Origin of the sequence: Streptomyces sp. NBC_01171 (genome assembly GCF_045039805.1) — a bacterium.
Classification (GTDB): Bacteria; Actinomycetota; Actinomycetes; order Streptomycetales; family Streptomycetaceae; genus Streptomyces.
Genome location: NZ_CP108609.1, coordinates 1,575,783 through 1,594,493, shown reverse-complemented (window position 1 = coordinate 1,594,493; position 18,711 = coordinate 1,575,783). Strand labels below are relative to the sequence as shown.

The following is an 18,711-nucleotide window of genomic DNA, read 5'->3' as shown; positions in this document are numbered from 1 at the left end:
GGCCCTTGTTCGCCCGCCGCCCCTTCCCCCCGATCTTGGAGTCACCCCACCATGCAGGCAGAACAGAAGAAGTCTCTGGTGGGCGAGGAGTACGAGGTCGAGGTCGGCCCCGTCGCCCACGGCGGTCACTGCATCGCCCGTACCGCCGAGGGCCAGGTGCTGTTCGTCCGGCACACGCTGCCGGGGGAGCGGGTCGTGGCGCGGGTGACCGAGGGCGAGGAGGGCGCGCGCTTCCTGCGGGCTGACGCGGTGGAGATCCTGGACGCGTCCAAGGACCGCGTCGAGGCGCCGTGCCCCTTCGCGGGCCCCGGCCGCTGCGGCGGCTGCGACTGGCAGCACGCGAAGCCGGGCGCGCAGCGCCGCCTGAAGGGCGAGGTCATCGCGGAGCAGCTCCAGCGGCTCGCGGGCCTCACCCCGGAGGAGGCCGGCTGGGACGGCACGGTCATGCCGGCCGAGGGCGACAAGCTGCCCGCGGGCCAGGTGCCCCAGTGGCGCACGCGCATGCAGTACGCGGTCGACGTGGACGGCAATGCCGGCCTGCGCCGCCACCGTTCGCACGAGGTCGAGCCCATCGATCACTGCATGATCGCCGCGGCCGGTGTCAGTGAACTCGGCATCGAGGACCGGGACTGGTCGGGCATGGCCTCCGTGGACGCGATCGCCGCGACGGGCTCGCAGGACCGCATGGTCATCCTGGAGCCCCGCCCCGGTGCCCGGCTGCCGCTCGTCGAGCTGGACCGGCCCGCCTCCGTGATGCGCGTCGACGAGAAGGACGGCGGCGTCCACCGTGTCCACGGCCGCGCGTTCGTCCGCGAGCGCGCCGACGGCCGCACGTACCGCGTCGGCAGCGGCGGCTTCTGGCAGGTCCACCCGAAGGCGGCGGACACCCTCGTGACGGCCGTGATGCAGGGCCTCCTGCCCCGCAAGGGCGAGATGGCGCTGGACCTCTACTGCGGCGCCGGCCTCTTCGCCGGCGCCCTCGCCGACCGCCTCGGCGAGACGGGCGCGGTCCTCGGCATCGAGTCCGGCAAGCGGGCGGTGGAGGACGCGCGGCACAACCTGGCGGACTTCCCCCGGGTGCGGGTGGAGCAGGGCAAGGTGGAGTCCGTCCTGCCCCGGACGGGGATCACGGAGGTCGACCTCATCGTCCTCGACCCGCCTCGGGCGGGGGCGGGCCGCAAGACGGTGCAGCACCTGGCCGGCCTTGGCGCCCGGCGGATCGCGTACGTGGCTTGCGATCCGGCTGCGCTGGCCCGGGATCTGGGGTACTTCCGGGAGGGCGGGTACCGGGTGCGGACGTTGCGGGCGTTCGATCTGTTTCCGATGACGCATCATGTGGAGTGCGTGGCGATTCTGGAGCCGGTGAAGAAGGGTGCCTGACCTGCTGTTTTGTGGTCCGGGTGGGTCGCTCGACCTGTTTCCCTCCGTGTAGCGGGTCGGGCAGAGGCACTGCTTGCTCAAACTCGCCTGACCTGCGGTTACAGGGTGTGGCGGGGTTCGTACGAATGATGTCGGCGACGTGCGTTCATCATTCTTAACGCTCGAATGCCGCTCGATTCGCGAGACTGAAGCAGGGTCGCGTTGCTCGGCCGGCGAGGGGCGAGTGGGCCGGCAGGTGGCCATCGTTCGCGACGCGTCGGCGTGACTGTCGCCCACGTGGGACAGCCGACAGCCGGCTTACGCAGAGGGCGCAAGCCGGTGATCGGTCATAACGTCCTCCGGCCCCATCGGTGACGACGGAGCGCATGCTGGAGGAGTCTCCTGTCCGCTCCCGGGCCGTCCGGTCGCGGACGCTCGGAAGGACACCCGCACGGACTCGGTGCGACTCGGTGCGCGGCCCGTCCCGGGTGCTCCGATCCGCTTCAGCCGCCGATGGGCGTGACCCCTGAGGGAGCCGGGGCCAGTCGGTACCCGCCGTCCTCGCGTCGCACGTGTCCGGCGGTCGGCGGCGGGAAGTGGCTCCCCAGCAGGAGAGTTGACGTACCGGCCAGTGAGTCGAGCACCTGGTTCCGGGTCCTGGCCGCGAGTTCGGGAGCGACGTCCACACAGCTGCAGAGCTCCGGATGCGCGATCTGGACCGGGTGGTGGATGCTGTCGCCGGTGACCAGTGCGGTCTCGCCACGGCTGCTCAGTTCCACCGCTACCTGCCCCGGTGTGTGGCCGGGGGTGGGCAGCAGACGGATGCCCGGCGCGACGTCCGTGCCCTCGTCCGCGACATCGATAAGGTCGAACAGACCTGCTTCCCGGACGGGATGGACCGAGTCCCGGAACATCTGTCGACGCGCCTCCTCCATGTCGACACCCGCCCAGTAGTCCCACTCGGTGCGTGAGGTGAGATAGCGCGCGTTCGGGAAGGTGGGCACCCAGGCGTCGCCCTCGGCACGCGTGTTCCACCCCACGTGGTCGGCGTGGAGGTGGGTCAGGACCACGACGTCAACGCTCTCCGGCGCGAAGCCCGCCGCCCGTAGCCGTGCTTCGTAGTCGCTGTTCAGGTTGTGCCAGGCGGGGTTGGAGCGCCGCTTCCCGTTTCCGATGCCGGTGTCCACCAGCACCCGCATGCCGTCCACCTCGACGGCGAAGCTGTGACTCGCCAGGTGCAGGAAGCCTTGTTCGTCGACGAATTCGGGGCTCAGCCAGGGAGTCCGGCTCACGAGGTCGGTGGTTGCCCCGGGCAGCAGCCACGGACCGGTCTGGGCGGGCAGGACGACTTCGTCGATGCGTCGTACGGTGTGGTTGCCCACCGTCCAGGAAGAGGCGGGGGGAGTAGTGGACTTGGTCGTTTGCGATGAGGTGAACACGAAGACCTTCCTTACCTGTTAGGGGTCGCGAGGACGGAGATTTCCGGGGCGGGTGTGTCCGGTGAGGCGGATGTGTAGTTGCTCGTTGCCGGGCGGGAGTGGGCGTCCGCAGACGGTGTCCGGCGCCGACTGTGCCGCGGCGCGGTCAGCGTCGAGACCGCGATGGTCGCCAGTACGGCCACGCAGCCGGCATGGGCCAGGGCTGCCGCACGCAGTCCGAAGCCGGCGGTGAGGGCGCCGGCGTCGATGGCGGGCAGACTCATCGCCAAGTAGCCGAGTACGTAATAGGAGGCGGGCGTGCCGCCCTTCTCCCGGGCCGGTACCGAGTCGACGACCGCGCGCAGCGCACCCTGGGAGACGGCTCCCAAGCCGAACCCGGCCAGCGCCGCCCCGGTGAAGACAAGTACGGGGTCGGCCGCGATGCCCTGCAGCACGTGGGCGCCGATCAGGGTGGTCAGGCCGTCGGCCGTCGCGAACAGTGCCATGGAGGCGACCTGGACCGCGAACGTGCCCAGGAGCACGGGGCGGCGTCCGACATGGTCGGAAAGGGTTCCGGTCGTCAGCAGTGCGATCAGGAGTGCCAGACCGTAGGCGCTGAAGACCACCGTGATGTCGAGGGGCGCGCTGGATGCGGCGAGCAGCGCGATGAGGATCGAGGTGTGCACTGCGACCGGCAGGCGTCCGGATGGGGAGGTGCGGGGAGGCGCGAGGCCCGCGGGGACGCTCTGCATGAGGGTCCTTCCCGTACTAAAAGCGATTGGTTTGCTTTAAGGCACCGTAGGTCCTACGATCGACTAAAGCAAATGATTCGCTTTTACGGTGGTCGAAGGTCCTGTACAAGCCCCGGCCCGTCGCGCCGCACAGATCCGGAAGGAAGCGATGACCAGCGAACTCACCCCCCAAGAGGCAGCCCGAGGGGCGCTGCGGGCGGGGCTCCCCCTCGGGGACGGCCGACATGAAGAAGTGGCCATGACGGCCAACTACATCCACTCCGTGATCAGCACGTTGCGCGAGCTCGATTTCGGCGAGACCCCTCCCGCGTCCTCCTACCGAGCCGGACAGGGGAACGCCGATGCAACCGTTTGAGCTGTCGTTGGTCGAAGCCTCCCGTGCGGTGCGCGCACGGGAGCTGTCCCCCGTCGAACTCACCGAATCGGTGCTCGCCCGTGTCGCCGCCGTCGAAGGACAACTGGGCGCCTACGTCACCGTCGCCGCCGACGCGGCCCTGGCCGCAGCGGTCCGCGCCGAACGGGAGATCTCCGGAAGCGGACCGCGCGGGCCGCTGCACGGGATCCCCATGGCGCTCAAGGATCTGATCGACGCAGAGGGGATACCCACCACGGCGAGCTCGCACGTCCGGACAGGGCACGTGGCGGAACGCGACAGCCGGGTGGCCGAACGGCTCGGCGCTGCCGGGGCCGTCCTTCTGGGCAAGACGCACACGCACGAGTTCGCCTACGGCCTGACCACTCCGCAGACGAACAATGCCTGGGACCACAGCCGGGTTGCGGGTGGGTCGAGCGGCGGCTCGGCGGTAGCTGTCGCCGCCGGCGGGGCGACGTTCGCCATGGGCACGGACACGGGCGGTTCCATCCGGGTCCCCGCGGCCCTGAACGGCGTCGTGGGCCTCAAGCCGACCTACGGCCTGGTCCCACGCACAGGCGTGACCTCGCTGTCCTGGTCCCTGGACCATGTGGGCCCTCTCACCCGCACCGTCCAGGACGTCGCGCTGGTGCTGTCGGCGACCGTCGGCCACGACCCGCGCGACCCGGCGAGCGTGTCCGGCCCCATGCTGGACCGCTTCCCGGGAGGCGACCTGCGAGGACTGAAGGTCGGCGTACCGCGGAACCACTACTTCGACCGGGTCACGCCCGAAGTCGAGGAGTCCGTACGCGGCGCGATCGAGCGGCTGGCGGAGCTGGGGGCGGAGCTCGTCGACGTCGAGATCCCGATGGCGCGTTACGTCCAGGCGGTTCAGTGGGGGCTGATGGTTCCCGAGGCCACCGCATACCACGAGCGGTCGCTGCGGGCCACCCCCGACCTGTACGCGGCGGACGTTCGCATCCTGCTGGAGGCCGGCGAACTCACCTCTGCGGGCGACTACCTCCGCGCCCAGCGGGCCCGCACCATGATGCGAGACTCCTGGGCTCGCATGTTCGACGGAATCGACGTCCTCGCCGCGCCGACGGTGCCGATGACCGCCGCCGAGGCGGGGCAGGAAGCCGTCGAGTGGGCCGATGGCACGACCGAGACCGTGTCGGACAGCTACGTCCGCCTCTGTGCCCCCGCCAACATCACTGGCGTCCCGGCCCTCACCCTGCCGGTCGGTCACGACCGCGCCGGACTGCCGATCGGTATGCAGCTGATGGCGCGCCCCTTCCACGACGCGACGGTGCTCCGTGTGGGCCGGGTCTACGAGGAGTCGGTGGCCGGCGCGGGGCGGCTCGCTCCCCTCGCTGCCTGAGGGAAGACGGACGTTCCAGCCGGCATGCGGTTGCGTCGCCGCAGGGGCTTCCGCCGTGCTCGGGCGCCCGGATACGCAGCCCTGCGGGTCGCCGACGCCAGCCATCGGCTAGAAGCAACAAATTCGCATTAAGGTGGATCGCATGAGTCCCAAGCCCATGGTCCGCCCCGGCGGGCGCAGCGCACGCGTACAGGAGTCCGTCCATGCGGCGGTACGTGAACTCGTAGGGGAGGTGGGCCGCGACGCGCTCACGGTCCCGATGGTGGCCACTCGGGCGGGGGTGACCCCCTCCACGATCTACCGTCGTTGGGGCGACCTGCAGGAACTCCTGTCCGACGTGGCCGTCGAACGACTGCGCCCGGAAACGGATCCGGCCGATCTCGGAAGCCTGCGGGCCGATCTCGACGCGTGGGCGGAACAGTTCCTGGACGAGATGGCCTCGCCGCCCGGGCGTGCCTACATCCGGGACGCCCTGCTCGGCGACCCCGACGGCACCAATGCCGGTCAGTGTTCGGCGTATGCCGCAGAGCAGATCGACGCCGTGTTGGCCCGTGCGGTGCAGCGCGGGGAGCCGGTGCCCGAGACAGAACTGCTGATCGACCGTGTCGTGGCGCCGATCATGTACCGCATCCTCTTCCGCCCTGGCCGACTGGACGCCGCATACGCGCGTGAGCTCGTGACGAACGCCGTGTACGCCCTGCAGATCGAGGCCGGCGCTCGTCCCACCCAGGCCGCCGCCCCGCGGCGCTCGAAGAAGCCCGACAGCTGACCACTTCGCTCATCGGGCGGTCTGGCCACCGAGCCGTGGAGGCCAAGTGGTTGCCCGCGTGCACAGTTCGGTCAGGCTCGCGAAGTGACACGTGACGGAGCCCAGCGGTACGTCCGCCCGGGCGGTCACCTTGCGCTGCGTGATCCCGGCGACCCCGTCCTCGGCGAGCACGTCCAGCGCGACGTCGAGTACGGGCTCCCTGCGCCGTGGATCGTGGCGGCGAGTGCGTCGCCCCTCGCCGTCCGCTGTCTCCCGTCCTCCGGATGTTTCCTTCTCGCGCATCAGCACAAAGCACATTACGTAGGGAAGGAATGTTCTTATCGTGTCGCTTGTCCGCGGGCGGACGACGGATCAGGCGGCGGTGAAGCCGCCGTCCGCGGGGAGTACGGCGCCCGTGACGAAGGCGGACCGCGGGGAGACCAGGAAGCACAGGACTTCCGCGATCTCGCGGGGCTGCGCCACCCTGCCCAGGGGGTGGACGTCCGCGAAGGACGCGAGATAGGCGCGGCTGTCGGGGCGGAAGGTGTCGAGGAAGTCGGTCTCGACAACGCCTGCGGCGACGAGGTTCGCGCGGATGCCAAGGGGGCCGCCCTCCAGTGCCAGCACCTTGGTCAGCTGAGCGAGAGCCCCCTTAGATGCGCTGTAGGCGACCCCTTTGGGCAGGCCGACCGTGGACGCGTACGAACCGGTACTGACGATGGCGCCGCCGCCGCGCTCCTCCATGGCCCGGAAGGCTTCGCGGGCGAAGAGGAAGGCACCGCGGGCGTTGACGTCCATCACGCTGTCCCAGTCCCGTGCAGTGGTGTGCGTGACGGGCTTGTTCAGGGTGCGTCCGGCGTTGTTGACCAGGATGTCCAGTCCGCCGAAGGCGTCGACGGCGGCACCTACCGCGCGGGTGGCGGTTTCTTCCGCGGTGACGTCGCCGCTCACGGTCACGACCCCGGGCAACTCTTCCGAGAGAACGGCGAGTTCGGGACGCGTGTCGAGGGCGACGACGTGTGCGCCGCGGGTATGGAGGAGGGATGCGGTCTCCTTGCCGATACCGCGTGCGGCGCCGGTGACGAGGGCCGTCTTCCCGGCGAACTCGGCGGCTCCGGTGGACGGGGTCGTGGATATCATTTGGGTGCTCCCTGATGGGGTCGGGTCGGGGGGCCGTGCGCGGTCACGGACGGCTTCGTGGCCGAAAGAGGGGCCGTCGTCAGTGGTCCCGGCTGTCCGGCCGGTGCCGGATGAGGAGCGCGGCGCCCAGGCCGACGAGCACGGTGGCGACGATGACGCCGGTACCGAGGCCGTAGCCCGCCAGGGGGTCACCCCGGTTCGTGCGCTGTCCGGCTTCGACGACCGCGGTGACGAGGGCGAGGACGGCGGCACCGCCGATCTGCATGAAGGTGTTGAGCAGGGCTCCCGCTAGCCCTTGGTCACGGTCCGGCAGCCCGGTCACGGCGCTCATGTTCAGCGCGGGAAAGGTCGCCGCGGTGCCGATCCCGTTGACGACCATGACGGGCAGGACCACGGTGAGGAAGGAGCTGTGGGGGCCGATCCGGAAGAACAGCGCGTAGGACAGTGCGAGGAGCAGCATCCCGGCGGCGATCATCCTGTGCGTTCCGAACCGGGCGGCGAGCCGCCCCGCGAACGGCGCCAGCGCGCCGTTGGCGAGGCCCAGCGGGACGAAGGCACCGGCGGTCTGCAACGGCGACCAGTCCAGCACGTTCTGCAGGTAGAGCGTGGCGAGGAACGCGAACGATGTGTAGGCGCCCCACATGGCGAAGATCGTCAGGTTGGCGCCGGCGGTCGTGCGCCGGGTGAGGAAGGACAGCGGGACCAAGGGCCTGCGTGTGCGGGACTCGACCCGCACGAACAGGCCGAGCAGACCGGCCGCGGCGAAGAAGAGAACGAGGGTGCGGGCGGACAGCCAGCCGTGCGACGGAGCCTGGGTGAGGGCGTAGACCAAGAGCATCAGGGCTCCGGTGGCCGTCAGCGTGCCAGGAACGTCCATCTTCTCGCGAACGCTGCCCCGGGGGTCCGCCGGGAGCAGGCGCAGCCCCGCGAGCAGCGCGCCCACAGCGATGGGCACAGGGAGCGCGAAGACCAGCCGCCACGACAGTTCGGTCAGCACGCCGCCGAGAACGAGTCCGCCGATGAAGCCGCAGGCGCCGGCGGTGGCGTACCAGCCGAGGGCACGGCCGCGCCGCGGACCCTCCGGCCAATTGGTGGTGATCAGAGAAAGAGCCGCCGGGGCCAGGAAGCCCGCGGCGACCCCCTTCACCAGCCGCGCCACGACCAGCACGCCACCGGTCGGAGCGAGCGCTCCCAGCACGCTCACCACGCCGAAGACGGCGACCGCGGTCAGGAAAGCGCGTCGCCGGCCGAACAGATCGGCGACCCGGCCGCCCAGGAGGAGGAACCCGCCGTAGCCGAGGGCGTAGGCCGACACGACCCACTGCAAGGAGCCCGAAGCCATGCCCAGGTCACGCTGGATCGCGGGCAGGGCCACGCCCACGTCCGAAAGGTCTATGGCGTCCATGAAATGAGCCGCGCACAGCACCAGCAGGGCCGGCATGCCGGGTGGCGGGGAGACCTCCGCAACGGCCCCGGTTCCGTCGGCGCCCGTGGCGATCTCGTCGGTCTGCTTCATTGCTCTGCCTTCCTTATGTGACGGGGCGGCGGCCAGGGGCCCACACCGCGGCGGACTCGGTATCCGTGGGCGTGAGAAACGAGGACGCGGGCGCGCCTTCTCACGAGGGCTTTTCCGTCCGGTCCTCGCGGTAGAGCACGAGGTGTTCGTGGTGGAGCACGCCGTCCCTGATGTCGCCCGTGGCGGTGAAGCCGGTGTCGTCGACGTAGTCGAGGTGGTCGCCGGTCACCGTGTACCGGCCGGTGTACGCGCTGCGCCGGTCTCCCCGGGCCTCGTCGTAGCGCCCGTCCGGCAACAGCTCCTGGCGGATCTGACCGTCCGCGGTCATCCACATGCCGACCACGTCGGCATGCCCGGAATCGCCGCCGCTCCGCGCATCGCCTGTCATCGCATTGCCTTCCTCGGTGGGTGCGGGTGTCTTGCCCGACCGAGTCTGCGCAGGTCATCGCGGGTGTACCAGGGTGCTCTCTGCCTGGGTGCGGCACACCCAGGCAGAGAGCGGAGCCACTGCCTAGCCTGGAGGCCATGGATGACAACCATCTCGGGGAATTCCTCCGCGCGCGCCGTGCCCACCTGCGGCCACAGGACGTCAACATGGCGAGTCACGGCGTACGCAGGGTCGCCGGACTGCGCCGCGAGGAGGTCGCCGTCCTGGCCGGCGTGAACGCCGACTACTACACCCGGCTGGAGCAGGGCCGCGAGCGCCATCCCTCGCCACAGGTGCTGGACGCGCTCAGCCGTGCCCTCCTGCTCGACAGGGACGCCCGCGGCCACCTGCGCCGCCTGGCCGGAGTGTCACCGGACGGCCAAGGCTCCCTCCACACCACCGAACACGTCGGTCCCGCGCTGCGTCAGCTGATGGACGGCTACCCGCACACCCCGGCGTTCGTGATGAGCCGCACCCTCGACCTCCTGGCCGCCAACGCCCTGGCCGACGCGCTCTACGCCCCCTTCACCCCCGCGGACAACCTGGCCCGCATGACCTTCCTCGACCCAGCCGGACGGGAGTTCTACCAAGACTGGGACCGGGCCGCCCAGGCCGCCGTCGCCAACCTGCGCCAGGCAAGCGGCTTCGACCCCGAGCACCCACGTCTGCGAGACCTGGTGGGCACACTGACCGAACACAGTGCCGCATTCCGGCGGCTGTGGGCGCAGCACACCGTGCGCGGAAAGACCCAGGACGCCAAGCAACTTCTCCACCCGGATGTCGGCCCTCTCGCCCTCACCTACCAGTCTTTCGACGTCCGGGACGCCCCGGGCCAGCAACTCGTCATCTATCACGCCGAACCGGGCAGCCCCTCCGCGCAGGCCCTGGCCCTTCTCGGCTCCCTGTACGCCGACGGCAGGCGGAACCCGTCCCGTTCCGCCGGACAGTGAGACCCGTGGCGCGCCCCCGAACAGGAGGGGCCGTGCTCGCGGGTGTCTTCGGGCCGGATCAGCCGCTCGGCCGCCCCGCAGCTCAGGCTGACGCGAAACCAGATGTCAGGCAGGCCAAGGACTGGCCGGGCGCATCTTCCTGGAGGAGGTGGCCGGCGTCATCGATCCAGTCACACGATCTCCCACAGCCCGTCCGCCACAATCCAACGCCACGCACGCAGCCCCATGGACAGCCCAACGAGCGATCACCACACGTGAAGCTTCCCCTTGGTGTTGGACAACCCCTACTGCTCCTTCACGCCGCTCTGGCTCCGCACATGATTGCCCGGACAGTTCCCAGGCCCGCCGGCGATCGGCGTCCGGAACCTCCTCCGGGATGGCTTCCGTTCACGGCCGAGAAGGTCACAGATCCGGATGCTTGGTCGCCACGTGGTAGTACCCCGAGTGGAACACCAGAGGGGTGCCGCCGTCGGCCTCGTACTCTTCGACCTCGCCGAGGAAGATGATGTGGTCGCCTGCGTCGAGGCGTTGGACGGTGCGGCATTGGAAGCGGGCGACCGCGCCGTCCAGGAGGGGGGTGCCGGCGATTCCGGGGGTGGTGGGGGTGCCGCGGAACTTGTCGTCGGCCGGGGTGGCGAACTGGCGGGAGAGGTGGTGCTGGTCGGCGGCCAGTACGTGGACGGCGAAGTGCGAGGCGTCGGTGAAGTCGGGGAGGCTCGGGCTGTTCTTGCCGGGGCACCACAGGACGAGGGGCGGGTCCAGGGAGACGGAGGTGAAGGAGTTCGCGGTCATGCCGACGTTGCGGCCGTCGGGGGCGCGGGCCGTCACCACGGTCACGCCGGTGGCGTACTGGCCCAGCGCGCGGCGCAGTTCGCGGCCGTCGAAGCGGACGGCGTGCTGGGCGCGTTTCTCGGCGAGGAAGCGGTGTGCCTCGGCCTCCTCGAACCACCAGCGGTAGAGCGTGCGCGGGTCGTCGAATCCGGCGGCGAGGGCGCCTGCGACCGAGGGGATTTCGGCCGCCGCCGTGAGGATGTCGCGGTGGTGGGGACTCAGGTCCGTGAGGAGGGAGTTGGTCCAGCCGACAGCCCATTGAGCCCAGCCGCGCCAGAAGTTGTCGAAGGTGCGCCGCATCCACTGCGGTGTGAACTCGGCCGTCCCGTGGCGGAGGATGCTTGCGAGGTAGTGGGTCGCGGCCTGGGCCGCGTTGTTCGAACCCTGGCCGGTGATGGGGTCGTTGAGGACGACGGCGTCGGCCATGCCGAGGACGTGCCGGCCGGAGGCCAGGCGCGCGACGGGGTGCCGGACGGTCGGCGTGAGCCTGCCGCGCAGAACGCCACCCTCGTCGGTGAGCTGGGCGTGCCGACAGCGGTCGTACTCGTCGGGGAAGAACCGGTGGAGGATTTCCAGTGAGCGGGTGAGGTGCCCTTCGGGTGTACGGATGTCGTCCCAGCAGTCCATCGGACCGCCGGGGACACCTTCGAAGACCATGATCTCGCAGGGTCCGGTGGTGGTGAGGGCAGGGAAGGTGAAGTACTCGCCGACGCCGGGGACCATGCGGTAGTGGACGGCGGCCTCCCCCTCCCGCGGTGCCGTTCCCGTGACGTACGTCAGGGCCAGCGCACGGCGCGGCCGGTCGTACGGGGAGAGCTCGGCGTCGCGCGGGAAGAGCCGGCTCAGCTCGCCCTTGCCCGTGGAGACCACGACGAGATCGTGCGTACGGGCGTACCACTCGAGGTCCTCGACGCCCGCCTCGTGCAGCACGATCTCGCCGTGGCCACCGGCCGCGAACTGCTCTATCCAGGCAGCGCACTTGACGCGCTGGTCGACGGAATGGGCGGGCCCTTCCAGCGGCGCGCGCCAGGAGACGTCCGGAGTGCCGTGCGGACCGATGAGAGAGAACGCGATGCCGGAGATCTCCGGGGCCCGCTCCTCCCAGTGGTGCAGGCCGAGTTCGCGCTCGCTCCGCATCGCGGTGTCGAACATGCACTGGCTGGACATGACCGGGCCGCGACGTATCTCGTCGGGGCCGCGGTCGGTGACCAGGGTGACGTCATAGCCGTGCGCCTGGAGTCCCAGGGCGAGTTGAGCACCCGCCTGCCCGGCACCGATCACCGCGATCCTTCTCATGTCCTGCTGTCCCGCTCTCGTTCCGTACGTCTCGCTGACGCGCCGCGTCTGTGCCTAACCCCGGCGGCCGCTCAGGCGCTGACCGCCGCCAGGTAGTTCTTCGCGGCGACCGGGTCCATGAACCAGTGGAAGAAGTCCCGCGGGTCGTCGAAGCCGTTCACGAAGCGGGCGGCTATACGGGAGTTGACGCTCGCCGCGCCGAAGAGCTCCAGAACGTGCTGCGGCGGGGCACCGAGCATCGCGTTGGTCCAGGTCGTGGCGTACTGGGCGTTGTCCCAGAAGCGGCCGAAGGCCAGCTCCATGAACGCGGCGTCGTACGGGCGGTCGCCGTGGTCCAGGATGGCGGCGAGGTAGGAGGCCGCGCACTTCGAGGCGTTGTTCGAACCCTGGCCGGTGATCGGGTCGTTGAGGACGACGACGTCGGCGAGGCCGAGCACCTGCGCGCCGGAGGGCAGCGTGGCGACGGGCCCCCGGACGGTCGGCGCGAAGCGGCCCGCGAGGGTGCCGTTCCAGTCGGTGAGCGCGATGTCGGTGCAGCGCTCGGCCTCCCACGGGACGTAAGTCCGCAGCAGTTCCTGGAACTTCGCCAGCGTCTGGTCGGGGGTGAGTCCGTCGAAGCAGTCGAGCGGGCCGCCCGGGATGCCCTCGAAGAACATGATGTCGCAGGGGCCGGTGGTGGTGAGGCTGGGCATGGTGAAGTACTCGCCCACACCGGGGATGACGTTGAAGCTGACGCCGGGGCGGTCGGGCAGCGGCGCCATGCCGGTGACGTACGCCAGGGCCAGCGCGCGCTGCGGAGCGTCGTACGGGGAACGCCGGTCGTCCCGCTGGAACAGTCCGGCGATCTCGCCCTTGCCGGCCGCGACGATCACCAGGTCGGACTCGGCGGCGTAGCGCTCCAGGTCCTCGACGCCGGCCTCGCGGATGTCCAGACGGCCGCCGCGGCGCGCGAACTCACCCATCCAGATCGGCATCTTGACGCGCTGGTCGACCGAGCGGGCGGTGGCGTCGAGGCGGGCGCCGAAGGAGAGCGCCCGGCCGCCCTGACCGTCGGCGATGTTCACGCCGAGCCCGGCGATCGGCGGGCAGGCGTCGCCCCAGAAGTCGAGGCCGAGGGCGCGCTCGTGGGCCAGCGCGGTGCCGAACATGGCCTGGCTGGACATGACCCGGCCCCCGCGGATCTGGTCTCCGGTGCGGTTGGACACGATCGTGACGTCGTAACCGTGGCCGAGCAGACCGATACCGAGCTGGAGGCCGGCCTGGCCGGCTCCGACGATGGTGATCTTGCGCATGAGGGGGGACCTCCGGGGTAGGGGTTGTGCGGCCTCGAGCCGTGCCGTGCGGTGCCGTCGGGTCACCTGTGGGACCGGGGGATGGGGCCCGGGTCACCCGGCCGGCTGAAGGGGGCGGGTCCGGCCGACTCGGTGGGGCGGGGCGGCAGGGGCAAGGGCGCGGCGACGTACGGGGGTACGGCCCGGCACTCCCTGCATCGTTGATCCCCTGGTTCCTTCTCCGAGGCGGTCGGGCATCAACCTTGGTATGGAAAGATCATCTTTGCTATCCGGATCACGCGGGTTGCTGTCCTGATCGCGCATCTCGGCGGTGGAGGTTCACATGTCCGCTGAAGAGCTCCCCCTCGCAAACCACGAGCGGTTCCACACAGCCGACATCTGGGAGGCGCGGGCAGAGGTCGGCCGCGCCTTCTGTCCGCATGAGCTACGCGTCACGCAGCGCTCGGCGACGCTCGACGCCCGACTGCACGGCGCGCCCTTCGACCAGACGGGCCTGTACTACCTCGATTACGGAACGGAAGTCCGGATCACGCCGGGCGACCTGGAGAGCTTCTTCCTGGTCCAGATCCCGCTCGCCGGTCACGCCGAAATCACCTGCGGCCGCGAGGAGATCATCTCCACGCCCGAACTCGCTTCCGTCCCCTCTCCGACCGGAAAGCTGGACATGCGCTGGAGCGGGGGCAATCCGCAGTTGATCGTGTGGTTCGACCGGTCGTCCCTGGAATCGCACCTGGGAAGTCTGCTCGGGCGCACCGTGCGCCGCCCGATCTCCTTCTCGCTCGGCATGGACCTCACCACATCGAGCTCGCGCTCCTGGCTCAACATTGTCGACCTCATGCGCCGGGAGGCGGAGGGGTCCGGCGGCATGACGAGCCAGCCCATCGTGACGAAACAGCTTGAATCACTGCTCATGACCCAGTTGTTGATGGCCCAGCCCCACAACTACACGCCGGCGCTGCTCGGCGAGCAACCGCGTGTCGCACCGCCCGCGGTCCGCCGCGCCATGGAGATCATCGAGGGGCACGCCGCCGAGCCGCTCACGGTCGCCGAGATCGCGGAATGCGTCGGCGTCGGTGTACGGGCCCTCCAGGAAGGCTTCCGCCGGCACCTCGACACGACACCGCTCGCGTACCTGCGCGAGGTCCGCCTGGACCGTGTACGCAAGGAACTCCTGGCCTCCGACCCGGGTACCACGACCGTCACCACCGTCGCGTCCCGCTGGGGCTTCCTGCACCCGGGCCGCTTCTCCCTCGCGTATCGCCGACAGTTCGGGGAGTCGCCTTCGAGGACGTTGCGGTCGTAGGGGGCATGCGGGTAGCTGAGGCCAGGCTGACGGCTACGGGTGACGACCTCACGGAAGTCGGTGGGTACGGGCGAGGTAGACAGTGTTGGCGGCCTCGCGTTCCTGCAGTGGATTGTCGAAGGTGACGACCTCGGCCCGCGCCTCGGCGAAGGCCTGGGTGAGCGCCGCGAGGAACTCCTCGTCGGGCCGGTCGTTGGACCAGAGTGCGAACACCCCGCCCGGGTGCAGGTGTTCGCTGAGGCGCCGCAGGCCGTCGAGCTGGTAGAAGCCGGCGTTGTCAGGGTGCAGCAGGTGGCGCGGCGAGTGGTCGATGTCGACGATGACCCCGTGGAACCGGCGCCCGGGGGCGAGGGGGTCAAGGCCCGTTGTGGACTGGGCCATTGAGAAGAAATCACCGTGCACCAGCCGGCACCGCGGGTCAGCCGCGAGCCCGCCGGGGATCAGCCCGCGCTCATGCCAGTCGATCACTGCGTCGAGCATGTCGATGACGACGAGCGAGCCCACGTCCGGGTTCTTCAGCACTGCCTCGGCGGTGTAGCCGAGGCCCAGGCCGCCCACGGCCACGTCGAGTTCGGGGGTGGATGGGCAGGTGGTGAGTTCCGCCAGGGCGAGGTCGGCCAACTTCACCTCGGCGACCGTGAAGAGGCTGGACATCAGGAACTCGTGGTTGAGCTTGATCTCGTAGACCGGTTCGGCGACACCGGGGTAGCTGCGCCGCCGGAGGGCGAGCTCGCCCAACGGCGTTTCCCGCCAGTCGAGTTCTTCGAAGCGTGCGCTCACCGGAGCACTCCCCGTCTTTTGGTTCGAGACATGCGATTGCGGAATCCGCAGGCTTCTTCGGCTTCTCGTCGACTCGCTGTGCTCGTCCGAGATGACACCGGGCACTTCACGGCTGCGCTGTCGACGGACGGGTGGCCGCCCGGCGCCTGCCGGCGCAGTGTATACGCCGCGGCCGGCCCTGCGCCGCCCACACCCGAGAGGGAAACCCTCGCCGCCGGGCGGCCAGTCCGTCGACGACGCGGGGATCCCGGTGGTCCAGGACTGCGGACAGGTGGTTGAGGAGGATCAGGGGTACGCCGCCGTCCGGGCCGAGCCGCCGGTAGGCGAAGGTCACGCCACGCACGGACACGGAGCGGTTCGGCGTGTTCTTGTACGACATCGGGGCGGCTGAACTGGGCGGTGTGCTCATGGCCGGGTCCTGAGGTGGTGCGGCGGGGGAGTGGGGCGTGCGGGGTCTTGTTGCTGTCGGAGGTGACTGGCGCCTGGGACTCGTTTTGCCCTTACGTCATCGCGACGACGACTTTGCCGGCCTTTGCCCGTCCCCTCTCGACGTATTCCATGGCCTGGAGGGTTTCTTCGAACGGGAAGACGCGGTCGACGACGGGGCGGATCTTCCCGGTGTCGATGAGGGGGGTCAGTTCGCGCAGTTGGTCGCCGCTGGCCTTCATGAACAGGAAGGAGTACGTCACGCCGTGGCGCCTGGCGTTGTGCCGGGTTCTGAAGCTGAGCGCGGTCATGGCCAGGCGGAGGACCGGGTTCGCACCCAGTTCACGGGCGAAGGCCGGGTCGGGCGGGCCCGCGACGCTGATGACCATGCCGCCGGGTTTGAGAACGCGCAGCGACTTGGCGAGGTTCTCGCCGCCGAGGCTGTCGAGGACGACGTCGTAGCCGTCGAGGACCTCTTCGAAGTCCTGGGTGCGGTAGTCGATGACGACGTCCGCGCCGAGGTCCTTGGCCAGGTCGACCTTGGCGGTGCTCACCGTGGTGGCCACGTGCGCGCCCAGCGCCTTGGCCAGCTGGACGGCGATGGAGCCGAGGCCGCCGGCGCCCGCGTGGACGAGGACCTTCTGACCCGGTTGCACGTGTGCCCGCTCGACCAGTGCCTGCCATGCGGTGAGGGAGACCAGGGGGAGGGAGGCGGCCTCGGTCATGGTGAGAGTGGCCGGTTTGGGCGCCAGGTCGTCCTGGCGGACGGCGATGAGTTCGGCGAAGGTACCGATGCGGTCCTTGTCGGGCCGGGCGTAGACCTCGTCGCCCACCGCGAAGCGGGTGACGGACGGGCCGACCCGGACGACCGTCCCGGCGAGGTCGTTGCCCGGAATGAGCGGGAGGCGGTACGGCATGAACGCCTTGAAGTCCCCGTTGCGGATCCTCAGGTCCAGCGGGTTCACGCCCGCCGCGTGGATCTTGACCAGGACGTCGTCGGCACCCACCTGGGGGTCGGGTGCTTCGGCGGCGCGCATCCCGGCCTGGTCGCCGTACTTCTCGACCATGAAAGCCTTCATGGTTGTCTCCGTTCCGTTTCCCGTCCGTGAAAGGTCGGGGTCTCCGCTCGCCCCGGGCTTCTTCCAGTACGAGACAGCTGTGTTGCTCTCCTGGCTCCGGCGCGGGCGCACCGCGTCCTCAGCCGCGTTCACCCATCAGGCCCCCGGCACGACCGGGGGACCTCGAGGGCGCCGAGGTAACTGTCGAGCTGGGAGAGACTGCGCGGGCCGATGACCGGGACGAGCGCGGCCACGGAGCGGGCGGCAGGTCGTCGTGGAGGGGTGAGCGTCAGCCCGCGTTCGGCTGGGGTGCCGCGGACAGGCTCTGCTTGACGTACCGGCTGGTCTCGTCGGCGAGGATCTCGGGCAGGCCGGTCTCGATGCCGTACAGGGCCTGGGCCGCGACGTCGGCGGCGGCGACCTTCTGATCGGCGGGCACGTCGGCGGCCATGTCGGTGTCCATGTAGCCGACGTGCAGCGCCGAGACGGCGATGCCCCGGGGCGCCAGCTCTTCGCGAGTCGCGTCACTCAGCGCCCAGGCGGCGGCCTTGGATGCGGCGTAGGAGCCGAGAGCGGCCGGGTGGAACCAGGACAGGGCGGACAGGACGTTGAATACGGCGCCGCCGCCGTTGCCCTCGATGACGGGGGCGAAGGCGCGGGTCGTGGCGAGCGGGCCGTAGAAGTTGGTCTCCATCTCCCGGCGCACCTCATCGGTGTCGCCTCCGATCAGCGTCGCGCCGGTGGAGATGCCCGCGTTGTTGATCAGGAGGGTCGCATCCGACGCGATGCGGGCGGCCTCCCGTATCGATGCCTCGTCCGTCACGTCGAGGCGCAGCGGGACGGAGCCCGGCACATCGACGGTCTCGGGGCGGCGGGCCGCCGCGTACACCTTCGCGCCGCGCTCCACGAGCTGGGCGGCCAGGTGCCGCCCGAGGCCCCGGTTGGCGCCGGTGACGACCGCGACCGCGTTCTTCAGTTCCATGCCCACTCCTGGTGTACGGCGGGTGCCGTCGGGTCACCCGCACGATTTAGATTATGTGGCCAATCTAAACACGGGTCTACGATAGATGCCAGTCGACATCCAAATGGGAGGGTGATCATGGGCCGCGTATCGCAGGCGCAGGCGGAGGAGAACCGCAGGCGGGTGGTGGACACCGCCTCGCGGCTGTTCCGGGAACAGGGCACTCAGGTGAGCGTCGCCGACCTGATGAAGGCGGCCGGCCTGACCCACGGCGCCTTCTACAAGCAGTTCGCTTCCAAGGAAGCGCTCGTCGACGAGGCCACCGCTCACGCCTTCGACGAGCTCGCCCGGGGTCACACCGCCGGGCTCGCGCAGTACGAAGGGCGGCACGACGCCGCTCAGCGAGCGCTGATCGACGCCTACCTCTCCGTCGAACACCGCGACGACCCGGCGGACGGCTGCCCGGTCGCCGCGCTCGCCGCGGACATCGCACGCGAAGGCGGGGGTCGAGAGGCCCGTCGTGTCTACACCCAGGGGGTGGCCGACTTCGCCGACTTCCTCGGCGGTGACGACGAGGACGGCATCGTCCGCCTCTGCACCCTGTTCGGTGCGCTGGTCCTGTCCCGGGCCACCAAGGGCTCCCCGCTCTCCGAGGAGATCCTCGCCGCCGCGCACGCGGCCTTGACTGAAGCAGGCTGATCACGGGCGCGGTGGCCGCGTC

At 70.1% G+C, this 18,711-nt stretch carries 17 protein-coding genes; 7 read left to right on the top strand and 10 right to left on the bottom strand.

The features are described 5' to 3' along the window. Nucleotides 1–51: 51 nt before the first annotated feature. Nucleotides 52–1,380 (top strand): class I SAM-dependent RNA methyltransferase, encoded by a 1,329-nt coding sequence (locus OG448_RS07300; RefSeq protein WP_405552132.1) that lies wholly within the window; start codon nucleotides 52–54, stop codon nucleotides 1,378–1,380. A gap of 482 nt (nucleotides 1,381–1,862) precedes the next feature. Here the strand turns inward: OG448_RS07300 and OG448_RS07295 are convergent, their stop codons facing one another. Both OG448_RS07295 and OG448_RS07290 read right to left on the bottom strand, forming a co-directional pair. After that, nucleotides 1,863–2,798, bottom strand: a complete 936-nt coding sequence (locus tag OG448_RS07295; protein WP_405552130.1) for an MBL fold metallo-hydrolase — start codon at nucleotides 2,796–2,798, stop codon at nucleotides 1,863–1,865. A gap of 11 nt (nucleotides 2,799–2,809) precedes the next feature. Then, complete coding sequence (locus OG448_RS07290; RefSeq protein ID WP_405552128.1) at nucleotides 2,810–3,529, bottom strand: MFS transporter; 720 nt, start codon at nucleotides 3,527–3,529, stop codon at nucleotides 2,810–2,812. Between the two features lie 148 nt (nucleotides 3,530–3,677). On the opposite strand from OG448_RS07290, the gene OG448_RS07285 reads away from it, so the two are divergent. The 3 genes from OG448_RS07285 to OG448_RS07275 all read left to right on the top strand — a co-directional run bounded on the left by OG448_RS07285 (nucleotide 3,678) and on the right by OG448_RS07275 (nucleotide 6,031). Continuing rightward, complete coding sequence (locus tag OG448_RS07285) at nucleotides 3,678–3,884, top strand: hypothetical protein (protein ID WP_031089454.1); 207 nt, start codon at nucleotides 3,678–3,680, stop codon at nucleotides 3,882–3,884. Next, the gene (locus tag OG448_RS07280) at nucleotides 3,871–5,262 is read left to right on the top strand and encodes an amidase (protein ID WP_405552126.1); all 1,392 of its coding nucleotides are present in this window, start codon (nucleotides 3,871–3,873) and stop codon (nucleotides 5,260–5,262) included. Before OG448_RS07285 ends, OG448_RS07280 begins: the two co-directional genes overlap by 14 nt. A gap of 142 nt (nucleotides 5,263–5,404) precedes the next feature. After that, on the top strand, nucleotides 5,405–6,031 hold the full coding sequence (locus OG448_RS07275) for a TetR/AcrR family transcriptional regulator (protein ID WP_403388508.1): 627 nt from the start codon (nucleotides 5,405–5,407) through the stop codon (nucleotides 6,029–6,031). Between the two features lie 351 nt (nucleotides 6,032–6,382). Here the strand turns inward: OG448_RS07275 and OG448_RS07270 are convergent, their stop codons facing one another. From OG448_RS07270 to OG448_RS07260, 3 genes are all read right to left on the bottom strand, one after another. Beyond that, nucleotides 6,383–7,150: an SDR family NAD(P)-dependent oxidoreductase gene (locus OG448_RS07270; protein WP_405552124.1), complete on the bottom strand. Its 768-nt coding sequence runs from the start codon at nucleotides 7,148–7,150 to the stop codon at nucleotides 6,383–6,385. A 79-nt stretch (nucleotides 7,151–7,229) separates the two neighbouring features. Then, nucleotides 7,230–8,666 carry an MFS transporter gene (locus tag OG448_RS07265; protein ID WP_405552122.1) on the bottom strand — a complete coding sequence of 479 codons (1,437 nt, stop codon included), beginning with the start codon at nucleotides 8,664–8,666 and terminating at the stop codon, nucleotides 7,230–7,232. 100 nt (nucleotides 8,667–8,766) lie between these two features. After that, complete coding sequence (locus OG448_RS07260) at nucleotides 8,767–9,054, bottom strand: Atu4866 domain-containing protein (RefSeq protein WP_405552120.1); 288 nt, start codon at nucleotides 9,052–9,054, stop codon at nucleotides 8,767–8,769. 137 nt (nucleotides 9,055–9,191) lie between these two features. Between OG448_RS07260 and OG448_RS07255 the strand changes: the two genes are divergently transcribed. Beyond that, the gene (locus OG448_RS07255; protein WP_306930706.1) at nucleotides 9,192–10,043 is read left to right on the top strand and encodes a helix-turn-helix transcriptional regulator; all 852 of its coding nucleotides are present in this window, start codon (nucleotides 9,192–9,194) and stop codon (nucleotides 10,041–10,043) included. Between the two features lie 402 nt (nucleotides 10,044–10,445). Here the strand turns inward: OG448_RS07255 and OG448_RS07250 are convergent, their stop codons facing one another. Further along, nucleotides 10,446–12,170 carry a styrene monooxygenase/indole monooxygenase family protein gene (locus tag OG448_RS07250; RefSeq protein ID WP_405552118.1) on the bottom strand — a complete coding sequence of 575 codons (1,725 nt, stop codon included), beginning with the start codon at nucleotides 12,168–12,170 and terminating at the stop codon, nucleotides 10,446–10,448. A 71-nt stretch (nucleotides 12,171–12,241) separates the two neighbouring features. Further along, a complete protein-coding gene (locus tag OG448_RS07245; protein WP_405552116.1) occupies nucleotides 12,242–13,462 on the bottom strand; it encodes a styrene monooxygenase/indole monooxygenase family protein in 1,221 nt (406 codons plus the stop codon). A gap of 322 nt (nucleotides 13,463–13,784) precedes the next feature. On the opposite strand from OG448_RS07245, the gene OG448_RS07240 reads away from it, so the two are divergent. Next, nucleotides 13,785–14,765 carry an AraC family transcriptional regulator gene (locus OG448_RS07240; RefSeq protein WP_405552115.1) on the top strand — a complete coding sequence of 327 codons (981 nt, stop codon included), beginning with the start codon at nucleotides 13,785–13,787 and terminating at the stop codon, nucleotides 14,763–14,765. Nucleotides 14,766–14,813: 48 nt separating this feature from the next. On the opposite strand, the gene OG448_RS07235 is transcribed toward OG448_RS07240, so the two are convergent. The 3 genes from OG448_RS07235 to OG448_RS07225 form a co-directional block, all read right to left on the bottom strand. Next, nucleotides 14,814–15,545 (bottom strand): spermidine synthase, encoded by a 732-nt coding sequence (locus OG448_RS07235; RefSeq protein WP_405552113.1) that lies wholly within the window; start codon nucleotides 15,543–15,545, stop codon nucleotides 14,814–14,816. 500 nt (nucleotides 15,546–16,045) lie between these two features. Further along, nucleotides 16,046–17,050: an NADP-dependent oxidoreductase gene (locus OG448_RS07230; protein WP_405552112.1), complete on the bottom strand. Its 1,005-nt coding sequence runs from the start codon at nucleotides 17,048–17,050 to the stop codon at nucleotides 16,046–16,048. 268 nt (nucleotides 17,051–17,318) lie between these two features. Beyond that, nucleotides 17,319–18,011, bottom strand: coding sequence for an SDR family oxidoreductase (locus OG448_RS07225; RefSeq protein ID WP_405552110.1), 693 nt, complete (start codon nucleotides 18,009–18,011; stop codon nucleotides 17,319–17,321). A 117-nt stretch (nucleotides 18,012–18,128) separates the two neighbouring features. On the opposite strand from OG448_RS07225, the gene OG448_RS07220 reads away from it, so the two are divergent. Then, nucleotides 18,129–18,689 (top strand): TetR/AcrR family transcriptional regulator, encoded by a 561-nt coding sequence (locus OG448_RS07220; RefSeq protein ID WP_405552108.1) that lies wholly within the window; start codon nucleotides 18,129–18,131, stop codon nucleotides 18,687–18,689. The last annotated feature ends 22 nt before the right edge of the window (nucleotides 18,690–18,711 follow it).